This is a genomic window from Streptomyces fradiae (assembly GCF_041270065.1).
GTDB lineage: Bacteria > Actinomycetota > Actinomycetes > Streptomycetales > Streptomycetaceae > Streptomyces.
Genome location: NZ_CP065958.1, coordinates 1,520,802 through 1,547,783, shown reverse-complemented (window position 1 = coordinate 1,547,783; position 26,982 = coordinate 1,520,802). Strand labels below are relative to the sequence as shown.

The following is a 26,982-nucleotide window of genomic DNA, read 5'->3' as shown; positions in this document are numbered from 1 at the left end:
GCGGTCCGGCGGTTCAGAAGTAGTAGCGCGAGACCGACTCCGCGACGCAGACCGGCTTGTCGCCGCCCTCGCGCTCCACGGTCACCGTCGCCGTCACCTGCACGCCGCCGCCGGCCTCCGTCACCTCGGTGAGCACGGCGGTGGCCCGCAGCCGCGAGCCGACCGGCACCGGGGCGGGGAACCGCACCTTGTTGGTGCCGTAGTTGAGGCCCATCTTCATGCCCTCGACCCGCATGATCTGCGGCACCAGGGTGGGCAGCAGCGACAGGGTCAGATAGCCGTGGGCGATGGTCTTCCCGAACGGGCCGCCGGCGGCGCGCTCCGGGTCGACATGGATCCACTGGTGGTCGCCGGTGGCGTCGGCGAACTGGTCGATCCGCTTCTGCTCGATCTCCAGCCAGTCGCTGTGTCCCAGCTGCTCGCCGACCCCGGCGCGCAGTTCCTCGGCGGAGGTGAAGATCCTCGGCTCGGCCATGTTCCGCTCCCTCTCTGATGCCATGCTCGCGCACGTCTCTAAGCGACTGCTTAGCATGTTGTGGGTCGGGGTGGGTCCGTGTCAACGGACTAGGCTCGGACGAGTGCCGCAGATTCCCGAGAAGATCCACGAACTCACCGTCGGCCAGCTGTCCGCGCGCAGCGGCGCGGCCGTCTCCGCCCTCCACTTCTACGAGGCGAAGGGCCTGATCAGCAGCCGCCGCACCAGCGGCAACCAGCGCCGCTACGGACGGGACATCCTGCGCCGGGTCGCCTTCATCCGGGCCGCGCAGCGGGTCGGCATCCCCCTCGCCACCGTCCGCGACGCGCTCGCCCGGCTGCCCGAGGAACGCACGCCGACCCGTGACGACTGGGCGCGGCTCTCGGCGGACTGGCGGGCCGAGCTCGACGAGCGGATCACACAGCTGGGCCGGCTCCGGGACCATCTCACCGACTGCATCGGCTGCGGCTGCCTGTCCCTGGAGAACTGCGTCCTGTCCAACCCCGACGACGTCTTCGGCGAGCGGCTCACCGGCTCCCGCCTGATGCCGGAGCGCCGGGACGGGTAGCCGCCGGGACGCGCGGGAGACATGAGAGAGCGGGGCCCACCACCCCCGTGGGCGGGCCCCGCTCGGTCTGTGCGGCCGGTCGGCCGGCGTCACTCGTACTCGGTGCCGCCCTTGCGGGTCAGATACGCCGGGCTGACCGCCTTCGCGATCGCGCGGCCGCCGACCACCGGGCTGTGCCGCTCGGTCACCGGGCGGATCACCACACCCTCGCGCAGATGCAGCTCGCGCCCGGAGACCGTCTCGCGGCCGCTCGCCAGCGCGAGGACGGTGTCCAGGTCGTACGGGCCGGTGTGCAGCCGCGGTACGAGGGGCAGCTCGCCCGGCTCCAGCACCTCGGCCGGGTCCAGCCAGCGCACCTGCCCGTCGACCTCGGCCGCGAGGTCGAACAGCGCGAAGCCGACACCGTCCTCGGCGCGGGCGTTCGCCCCGTACGCCAGGTCCTGCACCCCCGCCCCGTACACCTCGCCGAACAGGCCGACCCGGGAGGCCCCGAGGCGCGCCGCGAGCCGGGCCGCGACGGCGGACAGACCATGGCCGTGTATCGCGCGCCAGTACAGGTTGCGCGGGTCCTCCTTCAGTGCGAGGCCCTTCGCCCCGAAGCCCTTGGAGGAGACGAGCGTCCGGCCCTCCGCGGCGAGGTAGGTGACCAGGCAGGCCGTGCCGTGCAGCTTCTCGGTGAGGACCACCGGCTCGCCGGGCGTGAAGATGTCCGGAAAGCGGTGCAGGTTCTCGATGTCCACCCAGGGCAGCAGGTCCGGCGCCGCCTCCACCTCACCGCTCATCGTCGGCGGCACCGGCGGCGCCCACTTGACGATCCCGAGCAGCTCCGCGAAGTCCGTGCCGTCCTTCGCCGCCCGCTCCAGGTCCACCCCGTCGAGCGCCTTCGGCCGGCACACGATCCCCTGCGACAGCTCGCCGCGCAGCCGCACCGCCTTGACCCGGTCCGAGGCCTTCCCCGCGAGCCGTCCGGTCAGCCCCAGCTCGTCGACCAACGGCGCGGGCAGCACCGCCTGTTCGGGGATGTAGAGCGCCACGTCTCCGGTCCGGTAGCTGCCCTTGGCGACCACCGCGCGGTACAGACCGACCTGCGCGAGTTCGAGCGCGTCGGCGTTGGGGTGCTCGTGGACGGTCAGGGTCTCGGCGGTGACGCGCAGCGTCGACATGTCAGAACTCCGGTCGTTTCGGGTGATCGGGTGGCGTGGTCATCGCCGCACACTGTGCCGGGTCCGAATTCCCCTGGGCGAACGGATTGTTGCCTGGTAGCGTCCCCCTCTTCGCCCGGTGGGCGGCCTGCTACGCCGACACCGTCGCCGGGGCGGACGCGCCGGGCCTGCCGGGCTCGGCGAGCGCCGCCGACACCAGCTGGGCGTTGGTGGCGGCCGGGGTGCCGTCCGGGAGGAGCAGGGTGTCCTCCAGACCGATCCGGGTGTCCAGACCGAGCCGCCGGGCCAGTCGCAGGACCGGCCAGGCCGAGCCGCCCTCGCCGTGCAGCAGCACCGGCCGGGCGTGCGGTGAGCGGGCGAGCGTCGCGAGCAGGGCTCGCGCGGTGTCCTCGGCCCGGGCCGGCGAGGGGTCCGTCACCTCGGCGAGGACCCGCAGTACCCGGGGCGCGAGGGAGGAGCGCAGGAAACGGGCCGGTCCGTCGGTGCCCGACCACAGGCCCGCCTCCACGGCGACGCCCCGGTCGAGCAGGGCCGCGGCGAGGGCCTCGGCGCCCGGCTCGTGCCAGTTCACGGAGGCGTGGTCGGGCAGCACCGTCCAGGCCCGCACCCGGGCCAGCCGGCGTACCGGGTCGGGCTCCGCCCACGCCCCGGTCGTCACGCCCACCGGCACGTCCACCACCGCGCGGATCGCGTTCAGCGTCTCGGCGAGCACCCGCGGCGAGAGGGTGTCGTTCCCGCACGGCGTCCTCGGGTGCACATGCACGTCCTCGGCGCCCGCCGCGACGGCCGCGGCGGCGGACTCGGCCAGCGCCTCCGGGACCGCCGGAACGGCCGCCGGCTCCCCGGGCCCGCGGCTGCCGTTGAGGCACACCTGCAGCATCACGCCACCGACGCGAGCCGGGCCGGAACGACCCCCCGGGTCCGGGCGAGCGCCCGGGGCGTCAGCACCGCCCGCGGTATCAGCACCCCGCAGTCCCCGCAGGCCGGACCGAACCACGGCTCGTCCGCCGGCCCGCCGCGCCACTCGATGTGCGGGCCCGCGCACACCGGGCACAGCTCGCCCGGGCCCCGCCGCAGCGCCGCCACCAGGCGCCCCACCACCTCGGGCAGCGGCTCGGCGGGATGGTGGGCCGGGTCGTCGCAGCGGGCCACCCCGTTGCCGCCCCAGATCCTGCGGTGCCACTCGTCGAGCCCGCCCGGCCGGCGCAGTCCGCCGTGCTTCTCGCGGCGCCGCCGCTCGGCGAACTCCTCCTCGTACGCGAGCCAGACCGTCCGCGCCGCCTCCAGCTCGTCGAGCGCGGCCACCAGCCGGCTCGGATCGGCCTCCCGGTCCTCGGGACCGAAGCCGTGCCTGCGGCACAGATGGTCCCAGGTCGCCCGGTGACCGTAGGGCGCGAACCGCTCCAGGCACTTGCGCAGCGAATAGCGCCGCAGCGCCGTGTCGCACCCTGGGTCGCGCACCTGTCTCGCGAGACTCCGGAACCCGGCCATCGTCTGCCACCTCCGTCGCTAGCACTCCGGCGATATGAGAGGGACGAACGGGAGCCGCATCGTGTTCCATCGTCTTCCGCCGGACTTCGGCGCATCGGCCGAAAACCGGCCGGGGGAGACGGCCGTACGAGGCGGCCGTACGCGGTGCCCGTACGGGGCGGCGCGCGGCTCAGTCGAAGCGGCCCGCCCGGGCCACCACCCGGGCCAGCTCGGCATGGCAGATGTCGCTGTGCTCGGTCACCACCTGCGCCGCGTCCACGCTCACACAGCCCGTCCCGGGCAGCCCGTCGGCAAGCACGGCCCCGAGGCTGCGGGCCGCCGTGCCCGGGACGGCCTGCACGCCGTCGTAACCGATCGCCCACCAGCGCCGCTCGTCGCCGAACAGCGACTCGTCGTCCCGGGAGACCCGGGAGGCCAGCGGGTAGAAGATCCGCAGCGCGGAGTCACGGTGGGAGTGGCAGGCCACCAGCGGGCCGTCGATCCGGTCCTGCAGTCCGGCCAGCGAGCCGCCGTGGCCGCGGTCGTGCGGCAGCCGGGCCGCGAAGGCGTAGTGCGAGAAGGCGCCCTGGAGCACGGTCACCGACTTCACGTTCCGGGCCCCGGCGGGCAGCCCGCGCAGGGCGTACGCGACGAGCCGGCCGCCGAAACTGTGCCCGACCAGATGCACCCGCAGGCCCGGCGCCGCCCGGCCGAGCTCGCCGAGCAGCGGGCCCAGGCCCCGCTCGCCGACCACACCCGCCCGGCGCTTCATCGTGAAGTACGTGGCCTGCCGCAGCGCCTCCCTGGCGCCCTTCCACAGCCGCCCCGCCGGATTCCCGCCGAACAGCGCCTCGGCCCCGGCCTCGCCCTCGGCGCCCTCCAGGGCGTCGGCGAACATCCCGTACACCATCGCCGGATCGCCCACCAGGAACTGCGGCACCGGGGCGGCGTCCCCCACCGCAGCCCCGACCGCCTCCCGGCCCTCGGCCTCGGTCCCGGTGAGCTCCCGCAGCAGCCCGGCGAACTCCGCCAGGGCCGCCTCGTCCGCCGGCTCCGCGGCGAGCAGCTCCTCGATCCGGTCCACCGCCGCCGCCCGCTCCGGGAGGACCGCCCGGAGCGCCGGATAGTCCGGCACACGCTCGTCGGAGAACATGATCGACGGCCACACCAGGCCCGCGTAGCCGAGCCGCCGGCCGGGGCCGGACAGCGCCGGGAACGGCTCGAAGAAGCGGTCGAAGAGACCGGTCGCCACGGACGGCGAGTTGTTCCAGCCGTGCGTGAAGAGCACCAGGTCCGTGCAGCCCGCGCGGGCGAGCCCCGCGAGCGCCCCCGCCTGGCCGGCCGGCCCGTCGCCGTCCTTGTCGAGGACCACCTCGCGGTACGGATCGACACTCGTCACCGTCATGGGCCCGTCCCTCCGCGTCGAGGAGCGCCGTTGGCACCGGCATTCTTCCCGCGCGGAGGGGCGGCCAGTCGTCAGAAACGCAGCCGGGCGGCGGTGATGACCGGGAAGTGCACCAGGGCGTCGAACGAGGCGGCGAGCCGTATGTCGGCCAGGTCGCCCTCCCAGGGGTACGTGGTGCCTATCGCCAGGGTGGGCCGCGCCACGCCCAACCAGTCCCGCGCCGTCCCCTAGTGGTACATCAGGTACTCCTGCCGCATCGTCCGGAAGGCCGCCAGGTCCGCGTCCCAGGCGCCGACCACCTCGTCGGTGCCGGCTCCCGCGTCGATCAGCGTGCGCACCCGGGTCGAGCCGGTGAGCTTGTCGATCCAGTTGTCCGGGCGCCAGGCGAAGCCGCTCCAGACCCGCCGCGCCGTGACGAGCAGCGCGATGCCGGTGCGGACCGGGTCGAAGGCCTCGCGGTCGTGCACCATCAACTGCACCCCGCCGACCGTCTTCCCCTGGAACTTGGAGAAGGTGGGCGCGAAATAGGCCTCGCGGAAGCGCACGCCCGGCAGGCCGGCCGCGTTCGCCGCCTCCGCCCAGCGCCCGTCGATCCCCTCCGCGCCGAGCAGTTCGAAGGGCCGGGTGGTGCCGCGCCCCTCGGAGAGGTTGGTGCCCTCGAAAAGACAGGTGCCGGAGTAGACCAGCGCCGTGTCGGCGGTCGGCATGTTGGGGCTCGGCGGCACCCACGGCAGCCCGGTCGCGTCGAAGAAGTCGGCCCGCCGCCAGCCGCTCACCGCGACCGTCTCCAGCGGCACCGGCTTCGCCAGGAACTCCGCGTTGAACAGCCGGGCCAGCTCCGCCACCGTCATGCCGTGCGCCTGCGCGATCGGCTCGCGGCCCACGAAGGTGGCGAACGCCCGGTCCAGGACCGGGCCGAGCGCCCCCCGCCCGGTCACCGGGTTCGGCCGGTCCAGGACCACGAAGCGCTTCCCCGCGAGCGCGGCGGCGGCCATGCAGTCGTACAGCGTCCAGATGTACGTGTAGAAGCGGGCGCCGACGTCCTGGATGTCGAAGACGACGGTGTCCACACCGGAGGCGGTGAACACGTCCGCGAGCGGCTGACCGCTCTTCAGATACGTGTCGTAGACCGGCAGTCCGGTCGCCGGGTCGTCGTAGCGCCCCTCCGAGCCGCCCGCCTGGGCGGTGCCGCGGAAGCCGTGCTCCGGGCCGAAGACGGCGACCAGGTCGACGCGTTCGTCGGCGTGCATCACGTCCACGAGGTGCCGGGCGTCGGCGGTGATGCCGGTCGGGTTGGTGACCACGCCGACCCGTTGCCCGGCCAGCGGCGCGTAGCCGTCGGCGGCGAGCCGGTCGAAACCGGTGCGCACCCGGCGGCCCTTTCCGGGCGGCGCGTCGGCCGCCGCGGGAGCGGCCGTCACGGCCGCCGCCAGCGCACCGCCCGCGCCCGCCGCCAGCAGACCGCGTCTCGACATCCTGGACAGGTTCGTACGGCTCATGAGGAAACCTCCTTGATCGCCTTCCCTGACATGGCCCCGCACGCTAGCGCCCGACGGGCCCGCGCGGAACGAGGCGTGCCACGACCTCTTCCACGACGACATACCGACTGGTTAGTCTGCCCGCAGAACCGCAACGGAGAGGTGAGCCGGATGAGTACGGTGCAGGGCGCGGGAGTGGTCGTCACGGGCGCGGCGGGCGGTATCGGCGCGGCACTGGCCCGGCGGTTCGCCGCCGAGGGCGCGCGGGTCGTGGTCAACGACCTCGACCCGGACCGCACCAAGGCGGCGGCCGAGGAGATCGGCGCCCTCGCCGTGCCCGGTGACGCCTCCGCCGTCGTCGAGGAGGCCCGCGCCGCGCTCGGCGGCCGGATCGACGTCTGGTGCGCCAACGCCGGTCTCGCCTCGCCCGGCGACGCCTTCGCCGACGAGGCGGTCTGGGCCGCCGCCTGGGACGTCAACGTGATGGCCCATGTGCGCGCCGCCCGCGCCCTGCTGCCCGACTGGCTGGAGCGCGGCGAGGGACGCTTCGTGTCCACCGTCTCCGCCGCCGGACTGCTCACCATGGTCGGCGCCGCCCCGTACAGCGTCTCCAAGCACGGCGCGTACGCCTTCGCCGAATGGCTCTCGCTCACCTACCGCCACCGTGGCCTCAAGGTGCACGCGATCTGCCCGCAGGGCGTGCGTACGGACATGCTGACCGCCGCCGGCTCGGCCGGCGAACTCGTGCTCGCCCCCACCGCCATCGAGCCCGACGACGTCGCCGCCGCGCTCTTCGACGCCATGGCGGAGGACCGCTTCCTGGTCCTTCCGCACCCCGAGGTCGGCGCCTACTACCGGGCCCGGGCCGGCGACCCGGAGCGCTGGCTCGGCAACATGAACCACATCCAGCAGAAGTGGGAAGGAGCGGGCGCATGACCGCACACGGGGCCGCCCAGGGCGAGCACGCCGCGGAGTCCATCTACGCCGCCAGGCCCTGGCTCGGCCGGCTCAGCGAGGCCCAGCGGGCCCCGATCGACCCGCCGCCCACCCTGCTGCACGCCTTCCGGGCCGCCGCCGCCCGCACCCCCGACCACCCGGCGCTCGTCTACTTCGACGCGCGCCTCACGTACGCCGAGACCGACGCGCTCTCCGACTCCGTCGCCGGACACCTCGCCGCCCGCGGGGTCGGGCGCGGCGACCGGGTCGCGGTCATGCTGCAGAACAGCCCGCACTTCGTGCTCGCCCTGCTCGGCGCGTGGAAGGCCGGGGCCGCCGTCGTGCCGCTCAACCCCATGTACAAGGCGGCCGAGGTCGGCCACGCCCTGCGCGACTCGGGCGCCCGCGCCGTCATCTGCTCCGGCCGCGCGTGGGCGGACCACGTCCGCGACACCGCCGCCGCGGCCGGCGTGGGGATCGCCCTCACCGCCGACGAGCGCCAGCTGCAGACCCGGAACGACCCGCGCGTCCTCGGCTTCGAGGCCGTGCCCACCGAGGTCGACGACCTGCTCGCGGTCGCCCGCGCCGGACACCCGGCCCCCGAGGGGCGCGAGCTCACCACCGACGACATCGCCCTGATCAGCTACACCTCGGGCACCAGCGGCACCCCCAAGGGCGCCCTCAACCTGCACCGGGGCATCGTCCACAACGCCGAACGCCAGCGCACCGGCCACCCCGTCCCGCCCGGCGCCGGCTACTTCGTCCTCGCCCCGCTCTTCCACATCACCGGCCTGGTCTGCGAGCTCGGTGCCTGCCTCGCCAACGGCGGCACCCTCGTCCTCGCCTACCGCTTCGAGGCCGGCGTGGTCCTGGACGCCTTCCTGGAGCACCGCCCGGCCTACACCGTCGGCCCCTCCACCGCCTTCATGGCGCTCGGCGCCCACCCCGGCGCCACCCCCGACCACTTCTCGTCCTTCCTGGTGATCTCCTCCGGCGGTGCGCCCGTGCCGCCCGCCCTGGTCGAGAAGTTCCGGGCCGGCTTCGGCCCGTACATCCGCAACGGCTACGGCCTCACCGAGTGCACCGCGCCCTGCGCCTCCGTACCGCCGCAGCACGAGGCGCCCGTCGACCCCGTCTCCGGCACCCTCTCGGTCGGCGTGCCCGGACCCGACACCGTAGTCCGGATCGTCGACGAGACCGGCGCCGACGTGCCCTTCGGCGAGCAGGGCGAGATCGCCGTCCGCGGCCCCCAGGTCGTCCCCGGCTACTGGCGGCTGCCCGAGGCCACCGCCGCCGCGTTCCCCGGCGGGGAGCTGCGCACCGGCGACATCGGCTTCATGGACGCCGAGGGCTGGCTCTACGTTGTCGACCGCAAGAAGGACATGATCAACGCCTCCGGCTTCAAGGTGTGGCCGCGCGAGGTCGAGGACGTCCTCTACACCCACCCGGCGGTCCGCGAGGCGGCCGTCGTCGGTGTCCCCGACGCCTACCGCGGCGAGACCGTGAAGGCGTACGTGAGCCTGCGCCCCGGCGCCGCCGCGGACCCGGCCGAGCTGTCCGCGTACTGTGCCGGGCGGCTCGCCGCGTACAAATACCCGCGCGAGGTCGAGATCCTGCCGGAGCTGCCCAAGACGACTAGTGGGAAGATCCTCAGGCGGGACCTGCGGTCCCCGAAGTGAGCACGTGAGCACGTGAGCAGACGCACGGACGAAAGGCGGCGCAGCATGGCCAGGACGACGGAGGGGAACGGGGCGCCCGTTCCCCAGCGGCTCCTCGCCGCCGCCACCCGGCTTTTCGCCGAGCAGGGCTACGACCGGACCTCCGTCCAGGAGATCGTGGAGGCGGCGGGCGTCACCAAGGGCGCCCTCTACCACTACTTCGGCTCCAAGGAGGACCTGCTCCAGGAGGTCTACGCCCGGGTCCTGCGGCTCCAGCAGGAGCGGCTCGACGCCTTCGCGGAGGCGGACGCCCCGGTGGAGCAGCGGCTGCGGGACGCCGCCGCGGACGTCGTCGTCACCACCATCGACAACCTCGACGACGCCTCGATCTTCTTCCGCTCGATGCACCACCTGAGCCCGGAGAAGAACAAGCAGGTGCGCACCGAGCGGCGGCGCTACCACGAGCGCTTCCGGGCCCTGATCGAGGAGGGCCAGCGGGCCGGGGTGTTCTCCGACGCGACCCCCGCCGACCTGGTGGTGGACTACCACTTCGGTTCGGTCCACCACCTGTCGACCTGGTACCGCCCGGACGGGCCGCTGACCCCGCAGCAGGTCGCCGACCACCTGGCCGACCTCCTGCTGCGGGCCCTGCGCCCGTAGGGCCTACGGGCCTACGGGCCCACGTCCTACAGGTACTTCTTCAGCTCCCGGCGGGCCAGCGAGCGCTGGTGCACCTCGTCCGGGCCGTCGGCGAGCTTCAGGGTGCGGGCCGCGGCCCACAGCTCGGCCAGCGGGAAGTCCTGCGAGACGCCGCCGGCGCCGTGCAGCTGGACCGCCTTGTCGATGATGTCGACCACCGCCCGCGGGGTGGCGATCTTGATCGCCTGGATCTCGGTGTGCGCACCCCGGTTGCCGACGGTGTCCATCAGCCAGGCCGTCTTCAGGACCAGCAGCCGCAGCTGCTCGATGGTCACCCGGGCGTCCGCGATCCAGGTCTGTACGACGCCCTGCTGGGCGAGGGCCTTGCCGAAGGCGGTACGGGAGACGGCGCGCCGGCACATCAGCTCCACGGCCCGCTCGGCCATGCCGATCAGGCGCATGCAGTGGTGGATGCGGCCGGGGCCGAGCCGGGCCTGGGCGATGGCGAAGCCGCCGCCCTCCTCGCCGATCAGGTTCGCGGCCGGGACCCGCACCCCGTGGAAGAGCACCTCGGCGTGCCCGCCGTGCGAGTGGTCCTCGTAGCCGTACACCTGCATCGCGCGGCGCACCTCGACGCCGGGGGTGTCGCGGGGGACCAGGATCATCGACTGCTGGCGTCGGATGTCGGCCCCGTCGGGGTCGGTCTTGCCCATCACGATGAAGATCTTGCAGTCGGGGTTCATGGCCCCGGAGATGTACCACTTGCGCCCGTCGACGACGTACGAGTCGCCGTCCCGCCGGATCCGGGTCTCGATGTTGGTCGCGTCGGACGAGGCCACCTCCGGCTCCGTCATCGCGAAGGCCGAGCGGATCTCGCCGGCGAGCAGCGGCTCCAGCCACTGCTTCTTCTGCGCCTCGTCGCCGAACTGGGCGAGCACCTCCATGTTCCCGGTGTCGGGGGCCGCGCAGTTGAGGGCGGTGGGGGCGAGGTGGGGGCTGCGGCCGGTGATCTCGGCGAGCGGCGCGTACTGCAGGTTGGTGAGCCCGGCGCCGTACTCCTCGTCGGGGAGGAAGAGGTTCCACAGACCCTGGCGGCGCGCCTCGGCCTTCAGCTCCTCGACGATCGCGGGGGTGTCCCACGGGGAGGCGAGCGCGGCCCGCTGCTCCTCGGCGACGGCCTCGGCGGGATACACGTGCTCGTCCATGAAGGCGAGGAGTCTCGCCCGCAGCTCCTCGGTGCGGGCGTCGAACGCGAAGTCCATGGCGGATCAGCCTTCCTGAGGGTCCTGGAGTTCCTGGAGGTCCTGGAGCGTGGTGAGGCCGTGCTCGATGAAGACCGGGACGAGTTCGCCGATCCGGTCGAAGCCGGCGCCGACGGTCTGCCCGAGGGTGTAGCGGTAGTGGATGCCCTCCAGGATCACGGCGAGCTTGAACCAGGCGAAGGCCGTGTACCAGGAGAGGGCGGAGACGTCGCGGCCCGAGCGGGCGGCGTAGCGCTCGATCAGCTCGGCGGTGCTCGGGTGTCCGGCGGCCGTCGCGGTGGTGGACACCGGCGAGTCCGGGACGGCCAGCGGCGTGCTGTACATGACGAGCAGGCCGAGGTCGGTGAGCGGGTCGCCGAGGGTGGACATCTCCCAGTCCAGGACGGCCTTGATCCGGTCGTCGTCGCCGATGAGGACGTTGTCGAGCCGGTAGTCGCCGTGGATGACGGTCGGGGCGGGGGACTGCGGGAGGCGGCGGCCGAGAGCCGCGTGCAGCTCGCCGATGCCGGGCAGCTCGCGGCCCCGCGAGGCGTCCAGCTGCTTGCCCCAGCGGCGCAGCTGCCGGTCGAGGAAGCCCTCCGGGCGCCCGAAGTCGCCGAGTCCGACGGCGTCCGGGTCCACGGCGTGCAGGTCGACCAGGGTGTCGACGAGCCCGAGGACGGCGGCGCGGGTGCGCTCCGGGCCGAGCGGGGCGAGCTGGGCGGCCGAGCGGTACGGGGTGCCCGCCACGTACTCCATGACGTAGAATGGCGCGCCGAGCACCGTGTCGTCCTCGCACAGCAGCACCGCCTCCGGCACCGGTACGGCGGTGTCGTGCAGCGCGCTGATCACCCGGTGCTCGCGCTTCATGTCGTGCGCGGTGGCCAGGACGTGGCCGAGCGGCGGGCGGCGGACGACCCACTGGGCGGAGCCGTCGGTCACGAGGTACGTGAGGTTCGAGCGCCCGCCCTCGATCAGCCGGGCGGTCAGCGGGCCGGCGACCAGGCCGGGCCGCTCGCGGTCGAGCAGGCGGCGCAGCGCCTCGGGGTCGAGGCCGGGTGGGGGAGTCGGGGTCATGCGGGCGTACCTCCGGGTTCGGCGTCGGTTCATGATGACCGACCAGTCGGTATGTCGTCCAGAGTGATCCCCGTCAAGCCCCGCCCGAACCCTGCCCGGACGCTTCGGGAACCCGGCGGGAAAGAAGGCGCACGTCTCTGGCGTGCCGTCCGAAGGCGTGAATAGGGTTCACATATGAATCCGGCGCTGCGCATCGACCACGTCCGCCTGACCCCCGTCCTCGTCAAGGACCCGCCGCTGCTCAACACCCAGGGCGTCCACCAGCCCCTCACCCCACGCCTGGTGGTCGAAGTGGTCACGGCAGGCGGAGTCGTCGGGCTCGGCGAGACCTACGGCGACACGAAGTACCTCGACCTCGCACGTCCGCTCGCCGAGGCGCTGCCCGGCCGCTTGGTCACGGATGTGAACGGCCTGTTCGTGCTGGCCGCCGAGGTGTGCGGTACGGCGGCCGCGAAGGACGCGGACGGACGGGTCGACGCCGGTGGACTGCGCGGCGTCCAGACCGCCGACAAACTGCTGCTCTCCGTGGTCTCCGCCGTCGAGACCGCCTGCCTCGACGCCCTCGGCCGGAGCCTCGGACTGCCCGTGCACGCCCTGCTCGGCGGCCGGGTCCGCGACGAGGTCGAGTACAGCGCGTACCTCTTCTACAAGTGGGGTGCCCACCCGGGCGCCGCGCCCGAGGAGGCCGACCCTTGGGGCGAGGCCCTCGACCCGGCCGGCCTCGTCGAGCAGGCCCGGCGCTTCGCCCGCCTGCACGGCTTCGGCTCGTTCAAGCTCAAGGGCGGGGTCTTCGCGCCGGACCGCGAGATCGCCGCGATCCGCGCGCTCGCCGAGGCCTTCCCCGGCGCCCCGCTGCGCCTCGACCCCAACGGCGCCTGGTCCGTGGAGACCTCCCTCGCCGTGGCCCGCGAACTCGAGGGCCTCCCCGCCCTCGAATACCTGGAGGACCCGGCCACCGGCACCGCCGCCATGGCCGAGGTCGCCGCCGGCACCCACCTGCCGCTCGCCACCAACATGTGCGTGACCACCCTCGCCGAGGTCCCCGAGGCCTTCGCGCGCGGCGCCGTCAGCATCGTGCTCTGCGACCACCACTACTGGGGCGGCCTGCACCGCACCCGCGAACTCGCCGCGCTCTGCGGCACGTACGGCATCGGGCTCTCCATGCACTCCAACACCCACCTGGGCATCAGCCTGGCCGCGATGACCCAGGTCGCCGCGACCCTCCCGGCCCTCCACCACGCCTGCGACACCCACTACCCGTGGCTCACCGAGGACGTGATCACCACCGCCCCCGTCTTCCGGGCCGGCCGGCTCGCCGTGACCGACACACCGGGCCTCGGCGTGGAGCTCGACCGGGACCGGCTCGCCGACCTCCACCGCCGCTGGGCGGAGGACGACGGCCGGTACCGCGACCGCGACGACGCGGCCGCGATGCGCGCGGCGGACCCGGAGTGGCGGCCCACCCGCTGGTGACTCCGCGGGTGTACTACGCGTGACAGGCGACCGGCACCCCGCCGTTCATCGCCGCCATGTCGCCGAACACGGCCGCCGGGTCGAGCGGATGACCCTCCGGCAGCCCCTCCAGCTCCGCGTACGCGCGGTGCAGATTGGCGACGAGCCGCTCGCTCTCCTGCCAGGCCCCGAACTCGCCGAGCTCCGCCGCCCGCGCCGTCTCCAGCGGCGGGTCCCCCTTCGCGTACCCCTCGGCCGCCAGCTCCCGCACCCAGCGCAGATACCGCTCGGTCGCGTCGTACGCCGAGGGGTCGGTCACCCGTCCGTGCCCGGGCACGACCGTGGGCGCGTCCAGCGAGCGCAGCAGTTCGAGGGCGCGCAGCGACCCCGCGAGCGACCCCATCGGCAGGAACGGCGTGCCGCCGTGGAACACCAGGTCGCCGGTGAACACCACGCCCTGCGCCGGGAGATGGACGATCGAGTCGCCGGTGGTGTGCGCCGGACCCGGGTGCAGCACCCGGACCTCGGTCTCCCCGACGTACAGCGTCAGCGCGTCCGTGTACGTGAGGTCCGGCGGCAGGATCTCCACCGCGCCGAAGTCGGTCTGCGGCCACAGCAGATGCAGCTGCCGCCCGGCGGCCAGCTGCTCGGCCCGGCAGTTGGCGTGCCCGACGATCCGGGCCTCCGGCCGGAACACCCCGTTGCCGTAGGTGTGGTCGCCGTGGTGGTGGGTGGAGACGATGGTGCGCGGCAGCGCGAGTCCCGCGTCGAGGACGGCCGCGCGCAGCAGCCGGGCCCGGCGTTCGGTGGCGGCGGTGTCGACGAGCAGCGTCTCGCCGCCGCCGGGATCGCCGACGAAGCCGGCGTTGTTCAGGCACCAGCCCCCGTCGGGCTGGACGAAGGCGTGGACGTGCGGCGCGAGCGCGACCACGTACGGATCGGTGGCAGGCAAAGGGAATCCCCCGGATGAGAGCCCGAATCGGACAGGGGAAGAGTGCCAGCAGGCCCGGGCCCGGGGGAAGTTGGGGTGCACCGGGCAGCGGAGGCTGGGCTCCGTCAGAGCAGCACGCCGACCGCGAACCCCGCGAACGCCACCGTGCACGCCACCGCGAGCAGCGCGCCCCGGAGCGACATCACGCGCGGCCGGGCCGCCTCCAGGGACTGGATCCGGCGGTGCGCCACCGCGAGGAACCCGATCCACACCAGGGCCGACAGGCCCGCCGCGAGCAGACCGGTGGCCGTCACCTCGTCGTGGATCGCCTGCTTGCCGGCGAGGACGGCCACCACCGTGGCCGAGAGCGTGGTCCGCCGCCAGGCGAGCCGGGTCCGCTCCGGCTGCAGCCCGGGATCCCGGTCCGCGACCGCGGCTCCGGTCCCCGGCCCGCTCACCGTCCGGCCCAGCCGAAGACCACGACCACCACCATCGCGAGCGCGACCACCGCCACCGCGAGGCTGAGGACCGCCGGGAAACGGGAGACCGGCAGGTCCTCGCCCCGTCGCATCGCCCGCTCGCAGCGCACCCAGTGGTTCACCGCCCGCAGCGCGCACAGCACACCCGCGACGAGCAGCGCGACCGCGAGCCCGACCCGGACGCCCCAGCGCAGGTCCGGCAGGAACTGGTCCACGGCGAAACCGCCGCCGATGAGCGCCAGAGCGGTCCGGAGCCAGGCGAGGAAGGTCCGCTCGTTGGCCAGGGAGAAGCGGTAGTCGGGGGTCTCGCCCTCCTCCCGGAGGCGCCGCGGCGCGAACCACAGCCGCAGGCTCTGTACGAAGTCGCTCACGCCCGCACCCTACCTATCCGGACGATGATCTTCCCGTACGGCGGCTCCCCGCGGGCCCGGAAAGGTGCCGGCCCGGTGCCCTCAGGCCCCGTGCGCGAGCAGCCGCTCGTAGGCCCGGCGCCCGTCCGGCACCCACTCCCACTCGCCGAGCCGCGCGGTCAGCTCCTCGTCGGTGAGGAAGCCGTGCCAGGCCACCTCCTCGACCTGCGGGTTCACCGGCAGGTCGCAGCGCACCTCGTAGACCGCCGACCACCACTTCCCGGCCACGCCCTCGGAGTCGTACAGGAACTTCAGTACGGGCTCGGGCCGGGGCAGCCCGGACACGCCGAGCTCCTCCTCGGCCTCGCGCAGCGCGGCGTCGTCGTACGACTCGCCGGCGCCGACGACGCCGCCGACGAACATGTCGTACAGGGACGGGAAGACCAGCTTGGTCGGGGTCCTGCGGTGGACGAAGGTCCGGCCGAGGGAGTCCCGCACGCGGATGAAGACGCAGCGGTGGATCAGGCCCCGCGCGTACACCTCACCGCGCGGGGCCTGTCCGATCACCCGGTCCTGCTCGTCGACGACGTCGAGGATCTCGGCGGAGGGATCGAAGGCGGCGGAGGCGTGCATGCGCCCATGAAATCAGGTGCGTCACTGCCCCATGACGTACTTGACCGTCGGGCCGGTGGTCCAGCCGCCGTCCACGGCGAGCTCCGCGCCCGTCACGTACGAGGCGGCGTCCGAGAGCAGGAAGACGACCGCGCCCGCGATCTCGTCGGCCTCGCCGACCCGGCCCATCGGCGTGTTCGGGTACCGGCCCGCGCCGCGCTCGATGCCGACGGAGGCCGTCATCGGGGTGTAGGTCATGCCGGGGTGGACGGAGTTGACGCGGATCCCCGCCGTGCCGAGCTCCACCGCGCCGATCTTCGTCAGACCGCGCACGCCCCACTTGGACGCGCCGTACCCGGCGGTGAGCGCCAGGCCCATCAGGCCCGCGGCCGAGGAGATGTTGACGATCGAGCCGCCGCCGGCCTCCCGCATCGCCGGGATGGCGGCCTTCATGCCGATGAAGACGCCGGTCAGATTGATGTCGAGGACCTTGCGGAAGTGCTCCACCGACTCGGTCTCCAGGAACGCGCCGGTGGATATCCCCGCGTTGTTCACCAGGCCGTGCAGTCCGCCGAACTCGGCCACGGCGTGGGTGACGGCCGCCGCCCAGTCCGCCTCCGAGGTGACGTCGTGGTACAGGAAGCGGGCCCGCTCGCCGAGCGCCTCGGCGGTCGCCCTGCCCTCCTCGTCGAGGACGTCGGTGAGCACGACGTTCGCTCCGGCGGCCACCGCCTGCCGGGCCGCCTCGGCGCCCAGGCCGCGGGCACCGCCGGTGATGAGCACGGTCTTGCCGGTGAGGTCGTTCATGGGTGGCTCGTCCTTTCGGGCTTCAGAGACTCCGGGGCTGTGCCGCCCGGAGAAGTGCGGTGGTCGTCTCGACGAGATCGGCGAGGAAGACCGCCTCACCGGTGAGCGGCTCGGCGCCGTCGAGGTACTGCCGGGCCCGGTCCGCCATGGCCGCGCCCACCACGGTGAGCGCCAGGTCGAGCCGCTCCAGGCGCAGTGCCTCGGGCAGTCCGGCCGCCGCGAGACAGGCCTCGGTGCGCTCGATCAGGCGCCAGTAGCAGGTGCCGGCGAGCGTGGGGTGCGGGGTGCGGGTGCGGACCCCGCTCTCGTGGCTGAGCTGGGCGGAGATCCGCAGGCAGCGGCGGCCGCGGTCGGTGCCCAGCTCGCTCGCCTCGGCGGTGACGAGCGCCTCGACCAGGGCGTGGGTGTCGTCGGGCGCGGCGTCGAGGAGCGGGGCGAGTACCTGTTCCGTCCGGGCCTGGCGGCCGGCCATCACCGCGTCGAGGAGTCCGGCGCGGGAGCCGAAGTGGTACTGCACGGCCGAGGGGTTGCCCTGGCCGGCGAGGGCGACGATGTCGCGGAGCCGGCCGCCGTCGACGCCCTTCGTCGCGAAGACCACCTCGGCCGCGCGGATCAGTCTGTCCCGGGTCTCGGGCCCTGACGTCCTTGCCATGCCGACCATATTAATGCTCGGCATTAGAAAGCGGGAGGGGCGAGAGGGGCTCGAACCGTTGACTGGATACATTTGTGTATCCAAGATGCGGTCCATGCCCCATGAGCCGTACGACGCCGATGTGATCGTCATCGGGGCCGGCCTCGCCGGTCTCGCCGCCACCGCCGAACTGGTCGACGCCGGCCGCACGGTGCTGCTCCTCGACCAGGAACCCGAACAGTCCATCGGCGGCCAGGCCCACTGGTCCTTCGGCGGCCTCTTCCTCGTCGACTCGCCCGAGCAGCGCCGGATGCGGATCCGCGACAGCCACGCCCTGGCCCTCCAGGACTGGATGGGCACCGCGGGCTTCGACCGGCCCGAGGACGACGCCTGGGCGCGGCGCTGGGCCGAGGCGTACGTGGACTTCGCGTCCGGCGAGAAGCGCGCCTGGCTGCACGGGCTCGGGGTGCGCTTCTTTCCGGTGGTGGGCTGGGCCGAGCGCGGCGGCTACGACGCGAACGGCCACGGCAACTCCGTACCCCGCTTCCACATCACCTGGGGCACCGGCCCCGGCCTGGTCGCCCCCTTCGAGCGCCGGGTCCGCGAGGGCGTCGCCCGCGGCCTGGTCCGCTTCCGCTTCCGGCACCGGGTGACCGGCCTGGCCCGTACCGCCGGCGCCGTCGACACCGTGACCGGCGAGGTCCTGGCGCCCTCCGCGGTCCCGCGCGGCACCGCCAGCGACCGCGAGGTCACCGGCGAGTTCTCGTACCGCGCCCAGGCGGTGATCGTCACCACCGGCGGCATCGGCGGCAACCACGACCTGGTGCGCAAGCAGTGGCCCGAGCGGCTCGGCACCCCGCCCGCCCGCATGCTCTCCGGCGTGCCCGCGCACGTCGACGGCCTGATGCTGGGCATCGCCGAGGACGCCGGCGCCCACCACGTCAACCGCGACCGGATGTGGCACTACACCGAGGGCATCGAGAACTGGAACCCGATCTGGGCCAGGCACGGCATCCGGATCCTGCCCGGTCCGTCCTCGCTCTGGCTCGACGCGACCGGCAAGCGGCTGCCCGTGCCGCTCTTCCCCGGCTTCGACACCCTCGGCACGCTCGAACACATCATGCGCACCGGCCACGACCACACCTGGTTCGTGCTCGACCGGAAGATCATCGGCAAGGAGTTCGCCCTCTCCGGCTCCGAGCAGAACCCCGACCTCACCGGCAAGTCCGTCCGCGACGTCATCGGCCGCGCCCGCGCCGACGTCCCGGGACCCGTGCAGGCCTTCATGGACAAGGGCGCCGACTTCGTCGTCGAGCACGACCTCGCCGCCCTGGTCCGCGGCATGAACCGGATCACCGGCGAGGACCTGATCGACGAGACCGCGCTGCGCCACGAGATCACCGCCCGCGACCGCGAGATCGCCAACCCCTTCACCAAGGACCTCCAGGTCATGGCGATCCGCGGGGCCCGCCGCTATCTGGGCGACAAGCTGATCCGTACGGCGCCCCCGCACCGCATCCTCGACCCCAAGGCCGGCCCGCTCGTCGCCGTACGCCTCAACATCCTGACCCGCAAGTCCCTCGGCGGACTGCAGACCGACCTGTCCTCGCGGGTGCTCACGGCGGACGGCGAGCCGCTGCCCGGGGTGTACGCGGCGGGCGAGGCGGCCGGCTTCGGCGGCGGCGGCGTCCACGGCTACCGGTCCCTGGAGGGCACCTTCCTCGGCGGCTGCCTCTTCTCGGGGCGCGCGGCGGGGCGGGCCGCGGCGGCCGCGGTGGCCTGAGCCCCGTACGTACGACGGAGGCCCCGGGCGCGGTCGGACGAACCGCGCTCCGGGGCCTCCACCAGCCGGGTGAGAGGGCTAGATCACCAGCGACAGCAGCAGCACGAACCCGATGCCGACCACCGAGATGATCGTCTCCATCACCGACCAGGTCTTGATCGTCTGGCCGACGTTCATCCCGAAGTACTCCTTCACCAGCCAGAAACCGGCGTCGTTGACGTGGCTGAAGAAGAGCGAACCGGCACCGATCGCCAGCACGAGCAGGGACACCTCGCCGGTCGACATGCCCGCCGCGAGCGGGGCCACCAGGCCGGCCGCCGAGATCGTCGCCACCGTCGCCGAGCCGGTCGCGAGCCGGATCGCGACCGCGATCAGCCAGGCGAGCAGCAGGGCCGGGATCGACCAGCTCTTCGAGAAGTCGAGGATCATCTGGCCGACGCCGAGGTCGATCAGGGTCTGCTTGAAGCCGCCGCCCGCGCCGACGATCAGCAGGATGCCGGCGATCGGGGCGAGCGACTTGTCGACGGTGGAGGACAGCCGCTCCTTGGTGAAGCCGGCCGCGCGGCCCATCGTGAACATGGCGACTATGACCGCCGCGAGCAGGGCGATCAGCGGCGAGCCGATGACGTCGGTGACCTTCTGCACGCCGTTCTCGGGGTCGTCGACCACGATGTCCACGAGCGCCTTGACCAGCATCAGGACGACGGGCAGCAGGATGGTCGCGACGGTGATGCCGAAGCCCGGGCGCTTCTCCAGGTCCTCGGAGGGCCGGGTGGGGATCATCTTCTCCGGAGCCTGGATGTCCACCCAGCGGGCGGCGTACTTGGAGAAGACCGGACCGGCGATGATCACGGTCGGGACGGCGACGAGCAGGCCGAGGGCCAGGGTGATGCCCAGGTTGGCGCCGACCGCGTCGATCGCGACGAGCGGGCCGGGGTGCGGCGGGATCAGGCCGTGCATCACGGACAGACCGGCGAGGGCCGGGATGCCGATCCGCATCAGCGAGTAGTTGCCGCGCTTGGCGACCATCAGCACCACCGGGATCAGCAGCACGATGCCGACCTCGAAGAACAGCGGCAGGCCGATCACGGACGCGATCAGGACCATCGCCCACGGCATGGCCCGGCCGCTCGCCTTCGCGAGGATCGTGTCGACGATCTGGTCGGCGCCGCCAGAGTCGGCGAGCAGCTTTCCGAGGATCGCGCCGAGCGCGATGAGCACACCGACACCGGCGACGGTGGCGCCGAGTCCGGTGGTGAAGGACTTCATGGCGTCCGCGAGCGGGGCGCCGGCGAACGCGCCGAGCGCCAGCGACCCGATGGTCAGCGCGAGGAACGCGTGCAGCTTGAACTTGGTGATGAGCAGGACGATGACGGCGATGCCGGCGAGTACGGCGATACCGAGCTGGGCGTTGCCCGCCGAGGTGATCGGTTCGACGGCGTCCGCTGCCAGGGTCTCGACGCTGAGACTGGTCACGGGGGATCCCTTGGGGTCAGGGGGAAGGGGGACAGCGGCCCGGAGGCCCGGGGGAGGGCTTCGGGGCCGGAACGGCCGGTGGGGCCATGGGGGGTGGCCCGGGCCCGGTCGGGAAGGGGGTCCGACCGGGCGTCCGGTCAGGCGGGGGTGGTGCAGTCGGTGAGCCGCCGCAGTGCGGCGACGGCCCGGGCGGTGATCTCCTCGGGGGTGCCGGAGACGTCGACGGCGACGCCGGCCTCGTCCTCCCGCAGCGGCTGCAGGGTGGCGAACTGGGAGTCGAGGAGCGCGGTCGGCATGAAGTGCCCCTTGCGGGCCTTCATCCGCCGCTCGATCAGCTCCCGGTCCCCGGTCAGATGCAGGAAGACCACACCGGGGGCGGCCGCGCGCAGCCGGTCCCGGTAGACCCGCTTGAGCGCGGAGCTGCTCACCACACCGCCGAGCCCGGCCCGGTCGTGCGCCCATGCGCCGATCGCGTCGAGCCAGGGCTCGCGGTCACGGTCGTCGAGCGGAACGCCGGCCGACATCTTGGCCACGTTGGCCGCCGGGTGGAAGTCGTCGCCCTCCGCGTAGGGGAGGCCGAGCGCCTCGGCGACCAGCGGGCCGATCGTCGTCTTGCCGGTACCTGCGACGCCCATCACGACGACGACCGGGGGACGGCCGCTCGTCGCCGCGGCGTGAGGGGTGGTGCTCATGGGTGGTGCCTCGCTGTCTTCTTCGACATCGATCCGTCGCGCTCATGAAACCCATTGAGTACGACGTATTCAAGAGTCTGTGACATAAAAGTCGTACTTTTAATTCCCGCCGGGGCCGTGGCCGGGACGCGATCGGGGCGTGGCAGGGACGCGACCGAGGCTTCGGGCGCTCTCGGGTGTGATCATCAGGCCCGGCCCGCATAGGCTTGCGGCCATGACGACACCGGCCGCTCAGGGGCTCCATCCGCAGGTCCTGGCCACCCTGGGCCTGGCCATCACGGCCGGGGAGTACCCGCCCGGCACCGTGCTCCGCTCCGACGAGATCGCCGAGCGCTTCGACGTCTCCCGGACCGTGGTGCGCGAGGTGGTCCGCGTCCTCGAGTCCATGCACCTGGTCGAGTCCCGGCGCCGGGTCGGCGTGATCGTGCTGCCCACCGAGCGCTGGAACGTGTACGACCCCCAGGTCATCCGCTGGCGCCTGGCCGGCGCCGACCGCCCCCGCCAGCTGCGCTCGCTCACCGTGCTGCGCTCCGCGATCGAGCCGGTCGCCGCCGGACTCGCCGCCCTGCACGCCACCCCCGAGCAGTGCCGCGAGCTCACCGAGCAGGCCCTCGGCATGGTCGCCACCTCGCGCGGCCGGCAGCTGGAGGCGTATCTGGTGCACGACATCGCCTTCCACCGGGTCGTCCTCAACGCCTCCGGCAACGAGATGTTCGCCCGGCTCGGCGACGTCGTCGCCGAGGTGCTCACCGGCCGCACCCACCACCAGGTGATGTTCGAGGACCCGGACCCGGCCGCCGTCACCCTGCACGTCCAGGTCGCCGAGGCCGTACGGGAGAAGAACGCGGTGCGCGCCGAGGAGCTGACCCGGCAGATCGCGGTCGGCGCCCTGAAGGAGCTGGACGTCCTCGCGCCGTAACGCCCCGTCCACCCACCCGCTTGTTCACCCGTGCGTAACCTCTGAACTACCTCAAATCCGGCCCTTCAGTGATTTCGGCCACAGTCAGTTACCGGGTGTTGCCGTGAGGATGTGCGCTGGCCGTGCCGGAAAGCCCCACAAGGGCACGGCCGGGTACCGCACACCCTCCCCCTCACGAAGGCGAACAACTCCATGAGTGACCGCATCACTGCGGCCGACCCGCTGTCCGCCACCCCGGCGGCCTCAGGCACGGCGGCCTCCACCCATGTGGACGCCGGCGACGCCGGATACCGCAAGGACCTCAAGTCCCGGCACATCAACATGATCGCCATCGGCGGCGCGATCGGCACCGGCCTGTTCCTCGGCGCCGGCGGCCGCATGGCCAACGCCGGACCCTCCCTCTTCATCGCCTACGCGGTGTGCGGCGTCTTCGCCTTCTTCGTGGTCCGTGCCCTCGGCGAGCTGGTGCTCTACCGGCCCTCCTCCGGCGCCTTCGTCTCCTACGCCCGTGAGTTCATGGGCGAGAAGGGGGCCTACACGGCCGGCTGGCTGTACTTCCTCAACTGGTCGACCACCGCCGTCGCCGACATCACCGCCGCGGCGACCTACGCCCACTTCTGGTCGATGTTCAGCGACATCCCGCAGTGGGTGCTCGCCCTGATCGCCCTCGCGATCGTCCTCGCCGCCAACCTCATCTCGGTGAAGTACTTCGGCGAGATGGAGTTCTGGTTCGCGATCATCAAGGTCGGCGCCCTGGTCGCCTTCATGCTCGTCGGCATCTACCTCGTCGTCACCCAGCACGAGGTCGGCGGCCACACCCCGGGCCTCGCCAACATCACCGAGAACGGCGGCATCTTCCCCAACGGCGTCATGCCGATGCTGCTGCTCATCCAGGGCGTCGTCTTCGCCTACGCCTCCGTCGAGCTGTGCGGCGTCGCCGCCGGCGAGACCGAGAACCCCGAGAAGATCATGCCGAAGGCGATCAACTCGATCATGTGGCGCGTGGGCCTGTTCTACGTCGGCTCCGTCGTCCTGCTCGCGCTGATCCTCCCGTTCACCGCGTACACCGGCGACCAGAGCCCCTTCGTCACCGTCTTCGACAAGCTGGGCATCCCCGGCGCCGCCGGCGTGATGAACCTGGTCGTGCTCACCGCCGCCCTCTCCAGCCTCAACTCGGGCCTCTACTCCACCGGCCGCATCCTGCGCTCGATGTCCCTCGCCGGCTCCGCTCCCAAGTTCACCGGCGTGATGAACCGGGGCGGCGTCCCCTACGGCGGCATCCTGCTCACCGCCGGCTTCGGTGTCGTCGGCGTCTTCCTCAACTACCGGATGCCCGGCGAGGCCTTCGAGCTGGTGCTCAACTTCGCCTCCATCGGCATCATCGGCACCTGGGCCATGATCATGGTCTGCTCGCTGCTGTTCGTCCGCCGCGCCAAGGAGGGCAAGCTCGTCCGGCCCTCGTACCAGCTGCCCTGGGCCCCGTACACCCAGATCGTGACGCTGCTGTTCCTCGGCACCGTCCTGGTCCTCATGTGGATGGACGGCGGCGTCGGCCGCACCACCGTCGCCTGCCTGCCGCTCATCGCGGCCGCGCTGGTCGGCGGCTGGTTCCTGGTCCGCGGCCGGGTCCGCGCGACCCAGGGCGCCGGCGCCCGGGACTGATCCCCGCCCGGGACTGAGCCCCGCCCCACACCCCCCACGGGACAAGAGACCCCCGCAGGCACGAACTGCGGGGGTCTCGCGTTTTGTCAGGAGATAGTGGTACGCAAGATCCTTACAGCGCAGAGGCTGTCGGAGAAGGGAAGTTCACGATGCCGCAGCAGGTCCAGGGGGTCGTCGCCCCCGGCAAGAACGAGCCGGTCCGGGTCGAGACGATCGTGATCCCCGACCCCGGTCCCGGCGAGGCCGTGGTGAAGGTGCAGGCCTGCGGGGTCTGCCACACCGACCTCCACTACAAGCAGGGCGGGATCAACGACGAGTTCCCCTTCCTGCTCGGCCACGAGGCCGCCGGAATCGTCGAGTCCGTCGGCGCCGGCGTCACCGACGTCGCGCCCGGCGACTTCGTGATCCTCAACTGGCGCGCGGTGTGCGGCCAGTGCCGCGCCTGCCGGCGCGGCCGCCCCTGGTACTGCTTCAACACCCACAACGCCCAGCAGAAGATGACTTTGCTCGACGGCACGGAGCTCTCCCCGGCCCTCGGCATCGGCGCCTTCGCCGAGAAGACCCTCGTCCACGCCGGACAGTGCACCAAGGTCGACCCGTCCGTCGCCCCCGAGATCGCCGGCCTCCTCGGCTGCGGCGTCATGGCCGGCATCGGCGCCGCCATCAACACCGGCAACGTCGGCCGCGGCGACAGCGTCGCCGTCATCGGCTGCGGCGGCGTCGGCGACGCGGCCGTCGTCGGCTCCCGGCTCGCCGGAGCCGCCCGGATCATCGCCGTCGACATCGACGACCGCAAGCTCGCCAAGGCGAAGGAGATGGGCGCCACCCACACCGTCAACTCCCGCACCGCCGACCCCGTCGAGGCGATCCGCGAGCTCACCGGCGGCTTCGGCGCCGACGTCGTCATCGAGGCGGTCGGCCGCCCCGAGACGTACGAGCAAGCCTTTTACGCCCGCGACCTGGCCGGCACCGTCGTCCTGGTCGGCGTCCCCACCCCCGAGATGAAGCTCGAACTCCCGCTGCTCGACGTCTTCGGCCGCGGCGGCGCGCTCAAGTCCTCCTGGTACGGCGACTGTCTGCCGTCCCGCGACTTCCCGATGCTCATCGACCTGCACCAGCAGGGCCGCATCGACCTCGGCGCCTTCGTCACCGAGACCATCGGACTCGGCGACGTCGAGAAGGCCTTCGCCCGCATGCACGAGGGCGACGTGCTGCGCTCGGTGGTGGTCTTCTGATGGGCGCCCGCATCGACCGTCTGGTCACCTCCGGCACCTTCAGCCTCGACGGCGGCACCTGGGAGGTCGACAACAACGTCTGGATCGTCGGCGACGACACCGAGGCCCTCGTCATCGACGCCGCCCACGACGCCCAGGCCATCCTCGCCGCCCTCGAAGGACGCGCCCTGCGCGCCATCGTCTGCACCCACGCCCACGACGACCACATCGACGCGGCCCCCGCGCTTGCCGCCGCCACCGGCGCCCGGATCCTGCTGCACCCCGCCGACCAGCCGCTGTGGAAGCTGACCCACCCGGACCACAGCCCGGACGGCGACCTCGCCGACGGCCAGGTCCTGACCATCGCCGGGACGGACCTCACGGTCCTCCACACCCCGGGCCACGCCCCCGGAGCGGTCTGCCTGTACGCCCCCGACCTTGCCACGGTCTTCTCCGGCGACACCCTCTTCCAGGGCGGCCCGGGCGCGACCGGCCGGTCCTACTCGGACTTCCCGACCATCGTCGACTCCATCCGTACGAAGCTGCTCACGCTGCCGCCGGAGACGGTGGTCCGTACCGGCCACGGCGACTCCACCACGATCGGGGAGGAGGCCCCGCACCTGGAGGAGTGGCTCAAGCGAGGCCATTGAGGCCATCGAGGCCTTGGAGAGGCCGCGGGCTCAGGAACTTCCTGAGCTCACCCGTGACCGGGTCGGTGAACACCAGCGACCGCGCGAGCAGCTGCAGCGGCCGCCCGAAGTCCTCCGGCCCGTCCGCACGGACCACCGGATACAGGGGATCGTGGCGGATCGGCAGCCCGAGCGCGTTCATGTGCACCCGCAGCTGATGGGTCCGCCCGGTCACCGGCACCAGCCGGTACCGGGCAAGCCCGCCCCGGTGCGCGAGGAGCTCGATCCGGCTCTCGGCGTTCGGCTCGCCCGGCACCTCCCGGGCGGCCAGCACCCCGCGTTCCTTCTCGATCCGGCTCCGCACGGTCACCGGCAGCTCCACCGCCGGGTCGTACGGCGCCACCGCCTCGTACGACTTGCCCACGGCCCGGTCCCGGAACAGCGTCTGGTACGCCCCGCGGTCCTCCGGCCGTACGACACACAGCACCAGGCCCGCCGTCAGCCGGTCGAGCCGGTGCGCCGGCTGCAGCTCCGGCAGCCCGAGGTCCCGCCGCAGCCGCGCGAGGAGCGTCTCCTTCACATGGCCCCCGCGCGGCATCGTCGCCAGGAAGTGCGGCTTGTCCGCCACGACGATCCGCTCGTCCCGGTACACCACCCGCACCTCGCCCGGCACCCGCTCCTCGGCCGGGAACTCCCGGTGGAACCACAGATACCGCCCGGCCCCGTACGCCTCGCCCGCCGCGACGGCCCGCCCGTCGACCCCGACGAACCGACCCTCGCGCAGCATCCCCTCGACCCGCCCCACCCCGACGGCCGCCCCGTACCGACCGACCAGGAACGCGCCGACGGTCGCCCAGGCGCCGTCCGGATCCTCGGGCAGCCGGACCCGCACGGCATCGATCCCGTCGCGCTGCGGGAGGGGAGAGGAGGGGGCCTTGGCTCTGCGTCGCACGCCCCCACCGTAACGGGCGGCCGACAGGCGACCGGCGTGCGCCTGACATGCGAAAAGGCCCCACATCGCTGTGGGGCCTTTCGGCTGGTGTCCGAGGGGGGACTTGAACCCCCACGCCCGATAAAGGGCACTAGCACCTCAAGCTAGCGCGTCTGCCATTCCGCCACCCGGACGGGGTGTGTCCTCCGGGGCTCTCGGCCCCTTCCGACGAGGAAAACCATAGCAAACATCTGGGGCGGTCGATCACCACCCCGGGGCCGCCCCGGTGCCGCGGGGCGGGGGG

The 26,982-nt window shown here is 72.9% G+C and carries 28 protein-coding genes and 1 tRNA gene; 10 read left to right on the top strand and 19 right to left on the bottom strand.

The window, feature by feature from the left end; translation table 11 throughout:
* Window positions 1-13 precede the first annotated feature (13 nt).
* Complete coding sequence (locus tag JAO84_RS06895) at window positions 14-475, bottom strand: MaoC family dehydratase (RefSeq protein ID WP_370411346.1); 462 nt, start codon at window positions 473-475, stop codon at window positions 14-16.
* A gap of 103 nt (window positions 476-578) precedes the next feature.
* Here JAO84_RS06895 and soxR point away from each other — a divergent pair, with 103 nt between their 5' ends.
* Complete coding sequence (gene soxR, locus JAO84_RS06890; RefSeq protein WP_370411344.1) at window positions 579-1,043, top strand: redox-sensitive transcriptional activator SoxR; 465 nt, start codon at window positions 579-581, stop codon at window positions 1,041-1,043.
* A gap of 89 nt (window positions 1,044-1,132) precedes the next feature.
* On the opposite strand, the gene JAO84_RS06885 is transcribed toward soxR, so the two are convergent.
* From JAO84_RS06885 to JAO84_RS06860, 6 genes are all read right to left on the bottom strand, one after another.
* Window positions 1,133-2,206, bottom strand: a complete 1,074-nt coding sequence (locus JAO84_RS06885; RefSeq protein WP_370411342.1) for an RNA ligase (ATP) — start codon at window positions 2,204-2,206, stop codon at window positions 1,133-1,135.
* Between the two features lie 130 nt (window positions 2,207-2,336).
* Window positions 2,337-3,086 (bottom strand): 3-keto-5-aminohexanoate cleavage protein, encoded by a 750-nt coding sequence (locus JAO84_RS06880; protein ID WP_370416672.1) that lies wholly within the window; start codon window positions 3,084-3,086, stop codon window positions 2,337-2,339.
* On the bottom strand, window positions 3,086-3,697 hold the full coding sequence (locus JAO84_RS06875) for a hypothetical protein (protein WP_370411340.1): 612 nt from the start codon (window positions 3,695-3,697) through the stop codon (window positions 3,086-3,088). Before JAO84_RS06875 ends, JAO84_RS06880 begins: the two co-directional genes overlap by 1 nt.
* A gap of 169 nt (window positions 3,698-3,866) precedes the next feature.
* On the bottom strand, window positions 3,867-5,081 hold the full coding sequence (locus tag JAO84_RS06870) for a serine-threonine protein kinase (protein WP_370411338.1): 1,215 nt from the start codon (window positions 5,079-5,081) through the stop codon (window positions 3,867-3,869).
* Between the two features lie 71 nt (window positions 5,082-5,152).
* Complete coding sequence (locus tag JAO84_RS06865) at window positions 5,153-5,284, bottom strand: hypothetical protein (protein ID WP_370411336.1); 132 nt, start codon at window positions 5,282-5,284, stop codon at window positions 5,153-5,155.
* Window positions 5,285-5,308: 24 nt separating this feature from the next.
* Window positions 5,309-6,580 carry an exo-beta-N-acetylmuramidase NamZ domain-containing protein gene (locus tag JAO84_RS06860; RefSeq protein WP_370411334.1) on the bottom strand — a complete coding sequence of 424 codons (1,272 nt, stop codon included), beginning with the start codon at window positions 6,578-6,580 and terminating at the stop codon, window positions 5,309-5,311.
* Between the two features lie 150 nt (window positions 6,581-6,730).
* Between JAO84_RS06860 and JAO84_RS06855 the strand changes: the two genes are divergently transcribed.
* Genes JAO84_RS06855 through JAO84_RS06845 form a run of 3 tightly spaced genes read left to right on the top strand, consistent with a single transcriptional unit; the run spans window position 6,731 to window position 9,813 of the window.
* Complete coding sequence (locus tag JAO84_RS06855) at window positions 6,731-7,495, top strand: SDR family oxidoreductase (RefSeq protein WP_370411332.1); 765 nt, start codon at window positions 6,731-6,733, stop codon at window positions 7,493-7,495.
* On the top strand, window positions 7,492-9,174 hold the full coding sequence (locus tag JAO84_RS06850; RefSeq protein WP_370411330.1) for a class I adenylate-forming enzyme family protein: 1,683 nt from the start codon (window positions 7,492-7,494) through the stop codon (window positions 9,172-9,174). Before JAO84_RS06855 ends, JAO84_RS06850 begins: the two co-directional genes overlap by 4 nt.
* 45 nt (window positions 9,175-9,219) lie before the next feature.
* Window positions 9,220-9,813 carry a TetR/AcrR family transcriptional regulator gene (locus tag JAO84_RS06845; RefSeq protein WP_265865569.1) on the top strand — a complete coding sequence of 198 codons (594 nt, stop codon included), beginning with the start codon at window positions 9,220-9,222 and terminating at the stop codon, window positions 9,811-9,813.
* Between the two features lie 26 nt (window positions 9,814-9,839).
* Here JAO84_RS06845 and JAO84_RS06840 read toward each other — a convergent pair whose 3' ends face one another.
* Both JAO84_RS06840 and JAO84_RS06835 read right to left on the bottom strand, forming a co-directional pair.
* Complete coding sequence (locus tag JAO84_RS06840) at window positions 9,840-11,054, bottom strand: acyl-CoA dehydrogenase family protein (RefSeq protein ID WP_370411328.1); 1,215 nt, start codon at window positions 11,052-11,054, stop codon at window positions 9,840-9,842.
* 6 nt (window positions 11,055-11,060) lie between these two features.
* Window positions 11,061-12,110 (bottom strand): phosphotransferase family protein, encoded by a 1,050-nt coding sequence (locus tag JAO84_RS06835; protein WP_370411326.1) that lies wholly within the window; start codon window positions 12,108-12,110, stop codon window positions 11,061-11,063.
* Between the two features lie 174 nt (window positions 12,111-12,284).
* On the opposite strand from JAO84_RS06835, the gene JAO84_RS06830 reads away from it, so the two are divergent.
* Window positions 12,285-13,583 carry an enolase C-terminal domain-like protein gene (locus JAO84_RS06830; RefSeq protein WP_370411324.1) on the top strand — a complete coding sequence of 433 codons (1,299 nt, stop codon included), beginning with the start codon at window positions 12,285-12,287 and terminating at the stop codon, window positions 13,581-13,583.
* 13 nt (window positions 13,584-13,596) lie between these two features.
* On the opposite strand, the gene JAO84_RS06825 is transcribed toward JAO84_RS06830, so the two are convergent.
* The 6 genes from JAO84_RS06825 to JAO84_RS06800 form a co-directional block, all read right to left on the bottom strand.
* On the bottom strand, window positions 13,597-14,514 hold the full coding sequence (locus tag JAO84_RS06825) for an MBL fold metallo-hydrolase (RefSeq protein WP_265865565.1): 918 nt from the start codon (window positions 14,512-14,514) through the stop codon (window positions 13,597-13,599).
* Between the two features lie 104 nt (window positions 14,515-14,618).
* Entirely contained in the window at window positions 14,619-14,951 is a 333-nt protein-coding gene (locus tag JAO84_RS06820; protein ID WP_370411321.1) for a DUF202 domain-containing protein, read from the bottom strand.
* Window positions 14,948-15,343: a DUF202 domain-containing protein gene (locus JAO84_RS06815; protein WP_265865563.1), complete on the bottom strand. Its 396-nt coding sequence runs from the start codon at window positions 15,341-15,343 to the stop codon at window positions 14,948-14,950. The genes JAO84_RS06820 and JAO84_RS06815 overlap by 4 nt, the downstream gene beginning before the upstream one ends.
* 81 nt (window positions 15,344-15,424) lie before the next feature.
* Window positions 15,425-15,955 carry an NUDIX hydrolase gene (locus JAO84_RS06810; RefSeq protein WP_370411319.1) on the bottom strand — a complete coding sequence of 177 codons (531 nt, stop codon included), beginning with the start codon at window positions 15,953-15,955 and terminating at the stop codon, window positions 15,425-15,427.
* A 21-nt stretch (window positions 15,956-15,976) separates the two neighbouring features.
* The gene (locus JAO84_RS06805) at window positions 15,977-16,741 is read right to left on the bottom strand and encodes a glucose 1-dehydrogenase (RefSeq protein ID WP_370411317.1); all 765 of its coding nucleotides are present in this window, start codon (window positions 16,739-16,741) and stop codon (window positions 15,977-15,979) included.
* A gap of 22 nt (window positions 16,742-16,763) precedes the next feature.
* Entirely contained in the window at window positions 16,764-17,393 is a 630-nt protein-coding gene (locus tag JAO84_RS06800) for a TetR family transcriptional regulator (RefSeq protein ID WP_370411315.1), read from the bottom strand.
* A 94-nt stretch (window positions 17,394-17,487) separates the two neighbouring features.
* On the opposite strand from JAO84_RS06800, the gene JAO84_RS06795 reads away from it, so the two are divergent.
* Window positions 17,488-19,155, top strand: coding sequence for an FAD-binding dehydrogenase (locus tag JAO84_RS06795; protein WP_370411313.1), 1,668 nt, complete (start codon window positions 17,488-17,490; stop codon window positions 19,153-19,155).
* Window positions 19,156-19,233: 78 nt separating this feature from the next.
* Here the strand turns inward: JAO84_RS06795 and JAO84_RS06790 are convergent, their stop codons facing one another.
* On the bottom strand, window positions 19,234-20,631 hold the full coding sequence (locus JAO84_RS06790) for a gluconate:H+ symporter (RefSeq protein WP_265865557.1): 1,398 nt from the start codon (window positions 20,629-20,631) through the stop codon (window positions 19,234-19,236).
* A 137-nt stretch (window positions 20,632-20,768) separates the two neighbouring features.
* Window positions 20,769-21,323, bottom strand: coding sequence for a gluconokinase (locus JAO84_RS06785; protein WP_370411311.1), 555 nt, complete (start codon window positions 21,321-21,323; stop codon window positions 20,769-20,771).
* A gap of 214 nt (window positions 21,324-21,537) precedes the next feature.
* On the opposite strand from JAO84_RS06785, the gene JAO84_RS06780 reads away from it, so the two are divergent.
* From JAO84_RS06780 to JAO84_RS06765, 4 genes are all read left to right on the top strand, one after another.
* Window positions 21,538-22,242: a FadR/GntR family transcriptional regulator gene (locus JAO84_RS06780; protein WP_370411309.1), complete on the top strand. Its 705-nt coding sequence runs from the start codon at window positions 21,538-21,540 to the stop codon at window positions 22,240-22,242.
* Between the two features lie 192 nt (window positions 22,243-22,434).
* Entirely contained in the window at window positions 22,435-23,904 is a 1,470-nt protein-coding gene (locus tag JAO84_RS06775; protein WP_265865554.1) for an amino acid permease, read from the top strand.
* A 149-nt stretch (window positions 23,905-24,053) separates the two neighbouring features.
* A complete protein-coding gene (locus tag JAO84_RS06770) occupies window positions 24,054-25,139 on the top strand; it encodes an S-(hydroxymethyl)mycothiol dehydrogenase (RefSeq protein WP_370411307.1) in 1,086 nt (361 codons plus the stop codon).
* Entirely contained in the window at window positions 25,139-25,768 is a 630-nt protein-coding gene (locus JAO84_RS06765) for an MBL fold metallo-hydrolase (protein WP_370411305.1), read from the top strand. The genes JAO84_RS06770 and JAO84_RS06765 overlap by 1 nt, the downstream gene beginning before the upstream one ends.
* Here the strand turns inward: JAO84_RS06765 and JAO84_RS06760 are convergent.
* On the bottom strand, window positions 25,752-26,699 hold the full coding sequence (locus tag JAO84_RS06760) for a pseudouridine synthase (RefSeq protein WP_370411303.1): 948 nt from the start codon (window positions 26,697-26,699) through the stop codon (window positions 25,752-25,754). The genes JAO84_RS06765 and JAO84_RS06760 overlap by 17 nt on opposite strands.
* 85 nt (window positions 26,700-26,784) lie before the next feature.
* Window positions 26,785-26,872: transfer RNA gene (locus JAO84_RS06755), tRNA-Leu, on the bottom strand.
* Window positions 26,873-26,982 lie beyond the last annotated feature (110 nt).

Excerpts from the sequence above, each read along its gene's own strand:
- JAO84_RS06895 (WP_370411346.1), bottom strand. The coding sequence starts at position 475 with ATGGCCGAGCCGAGGATCTTCACCTCCGCCGAGGAACTGCGCGCCGGG.
- JAO84_RS06885 (WP_370411342.1), bottom strand. The coding sequence starts at position 2,206 with ATGTCGACGCTGCGCGTCACCGCCGAGACCCTGACCGTCCACGAGCAC.
- JAO84_RS06880 (WP_370416672.1), bottom strand. The coding sequence starts at position 3,086 with ATGCTGCAGGTGTGCCTCAACGGCAGCCGCGGGCCCGGGGAGCCGGCG.
- JAO84_RS06875 (WP_370411340.1), bottom strand. The coding sequence starts at position 3,697 with ATGGCCGGGTTCCGGAGTCTCGCGAGACAGGTGCGCGACCCAGGGTGC.
- JAO84_RS06870 (WP_370411338.1), bottom strand. The coding sequence starts at position 5,081 with ATGACGGTGACGAGTGTCGATCCGTACCGCGAGGTGGTCCTCGACAAG.
- JAO84_RS06860 (WP_370411334.1), bottom strand. The coding sequence starts at position 6,580 with ATGAGCCGTACGAACCTGTCCAGGATGTCGAGACGCGGTCTGCTGGCG.
- JAO84_RS06855 (WP_370411332.1), top strand. The coding sequence starts at position 6,731 with ATGAGTACGGTGCAGGGCGCGGGAGTGGTCGTCACGGGCGCGGCGGGC.
- JAO84_RS06850 (WP_370411330.1), top strand. The coding sequence starts at position 7,492 with ATGACCGCACACGGGGCCGCCCAGGGCGAGCACGCCGCGGAGTCCATC.
- JAO84_RS06845 (WP_265865569.1), top strand. The coding sequence starts at position 9,220 with ATGGCCAGGACGACGGAGGGGAACGGGGCGCCCGTTCCCCAGCGGCTC.
- JAO84_RS06840 (WP_370411328.1), bottom strand. The coding sequence starts at position 11,054 with ATGGACTTCGCGTTCGACGCCCGCACCGAGGAGCTGCGGGCGAGACTC.
- JAO84_RS06835 (WP_370411326.1), bottom strand. The coding sequence starts at position 12,110 with ATGACCCCGACTCCCCCACCCGGCCTCGACCCCGAGGCGCTGCGCCGC.
- JAO84_RS06830 (WP_370411324.1), top strand. The coding sequence starts at position 12,285 with ATGAATCCGGCGCTGCGCATCGACCACGTCCGCCTGACCCCCGTCCTC.
- JAO84_RS06810 (WP_370411319.1), bottom strand. The coding sequence starts at position 15,955 with ATGCACGCCTCCGCCGCCTTCGATCCCTCCGCCGAGATCCTCGACGTC.
- JAO84_RS06805 (WP_370411317.1), bottom strand. The coding sequence starts at position 16,741 with ATGAACGACCTCACCGGCAAGACCGTGCTCATCACCGGCGGTGCCCGC.
- JAO84_RS06800 (WP_370411315.1), bottom strand. The coding sequence starts at position 17,393 with ATGGCAAGGACGTCAGGGCCCGAGACCCGGGACAGACTGATCCGCGCG.
- JAO84_RS06795 (WP_370411313.1), top strand. The coding sequence starts at position 17,488 with ATGCCCCATGAGCCGTACGACGCCGATGTGATCGTCATCGGGGCCGGC.
- JAO84_RS06785 (WP_370411311.1), bottom strand. The coding sequence starts at position 21,323 with ATGAGCACCACCCCTCACGCCGCGGCGACGAGCGGCCGTCCCCCGGTC.
- JAO84_RS06780 (WP_370411309.1), top strand. The coding sequence starts at position 21,538 with ATGACGACACCGGCCGCTCAGGGGCTCCATCCGCAGGTCCTGGCCACC.
- JAO84_RS06775 (WP_265865554.1), top strand. The coding sequence starts at position 22,435 with ATGAGTGACCGCATCACTGCGGCCGACCCGCTGTCCGCCACCCCGGCG.
- JAO84_RS06770 (WP_370411307.1), top strand. The coding sequence starts at position 24,054 with ATGCCGCAGCAGGTCCAGGGGGTCGTCGCCCCCGGCAAGAACGAGCCG.
- JAO84_RS06765 (WP_370411305.1), top strand. The coding sequence starts at position 25,139 with ATGGGCGCCCGCATCGACCGTCTGGTCACCTCCGGCACCTTCAGCCTC.